Source organism: Kitasatospora sp. NPDC091257, assembly GCF_044757675.1.
GTDB classification, from domain to species: domain Bacteria; phylum Actinomycetota; class Actinomycetes; order Streptomycetales; family Streptomycetaceae; genus Kitasatospora; species Kitasatospora lactacystinica.
On the sequence record NZ_JBIVVI010001768.1, the window covers coordinates 1 to 1249 of the forward strand.

Below are 1249 nucleotides of genomic sequence, written 5' to 3' on the forward strand. Positions count from 1 at the left end.
CGCTCGGCTCGCGGCCCCTGCCGGGGGCGGGTCAGCCCGTGACGGGGTTGCCCCGGGCGGTGCGGTGCTCGCGAAGGTGCTCGCGCAGGTGGTTGAAGCTCGATCCGCTGTTGAAGACGCTGAGGAGGAAGTGCGCCAGGTCCTGGCCCGGGAAGCACACTTCGGCGGCCTGGAGGGCGAGTCGGGGCGTGGCGTCGTTGCCGAGTGCCCATGCCGTGAACGCGTGGAGGGCGAGCGGTGCGGCGGCGTGGTCGGTGTAGGCGGCGGGACAGCGGTGGGCCAGGGCGAGCCACAGCTCGTTCGCGGCCGCCAGCTCGTGGTCCTCGCAGTGCATGAGCCCGGTGTTGCACACGTCGTCGTACTGGAGGGCGAGCAGCAGTTGGGCCGCGAGGTCGTCAGGGATGTCCTTGGCCTGTCGGGCGCCGGTGACCAGCTCGGCGATGGTGGTGGTCACGAGGTCGATCGCGTCGTCCACGACGCTCTGGTGCCCGCCGGAGAGGATCTCGGCGTGCATGGCGCGCACGGCGGTGTCGAGGGTCGCGGCCATGGCGGCGGCCCGGGCGCCGGTAGTGGGGGCGAGGGATTTCAGGACGTCGCTGCTGCGCGGCAGGCCGGTCGAGTCGAGCTCTGCGGGCGGCTCGGGGATGGGGTGTCCGTTGTTGGGGCCGGTCGTCAGCATGGACCAGTAGCGGGAGCGGGTCACGTACACCGCTTCGCTCAGGACCAGACCCTGGCGGTGGCAGGCGTCGCGCAGGTGGTCGGCGATGGGCTGGTGGGTGAGGCGGGACTGCGGCCCGTAGTCCGGGTCGGCCGGGTCGGGGCAGACGTAGGCGACGAGCCGGTGGGTCGGGAACAGGAACGACGCGGCGTCGTCCTGCTGGTGGCCGACGAGTTCTTCGGCCAGGGACGGCCAGTGGGCGGGGTCGGCGGGCAGATCGGTGCGGACGAATCCGAGCGGCGTACCGGCCGGGGTGATGCCGGCGAGAACGACGCTGTTCTCGGGGTGGTAGTCGAAGAGGAACGGCAGCAGGTGAACCAGGCCTTCGGTGCCGTTGAGCAGGAGCAGCTTGTTGGTCATGGGTCCCTATCAGGGTTGGTCCGGATTCGCGGTCCGGAGTGGCAACAGAAGAGGACTTTCGTCTTCTTTCTTGACTTAAGTCTATTCGAGGGCGTGCCCGTTGGGCACACCCCAGTTCCCCCAGGTTGGGGCGCAGTCGGGGCCGGGCCAGGGTGCCCGTCCCGGCGGGGG

At 70.7% G+C, this 1249-nt stretch carries 1 protein-coding gene; it reads right to left on the reverse strand.

The features are described from left to right. Positions 1-31 precede the first annotated feature (31 nt). The gene (locus ACIQOV_RS41900) at positions 32-1078 is read right to left on the reverse strand and encodes a DUF4192 domain-containing protein (protein ID WP_401056454.1); all 1047 of its coding nucleotides are present in this window, start codon (positions 1076-1078) and stop codon (positions 32-34) included. Positions 1079-1249: the final 171 nt, after the last annotated feature.

Bases quoted from the DNA above. Each gene is read 5' to 3' on its own strand.
- ACIQOV_RS41900 (WP_401056454.1), bottom strand. From the start codon at position 1,078: ATGACCAACAAGCTGCTCCTGCTCAACGGCACCGAAGGCCTGGTTCAC.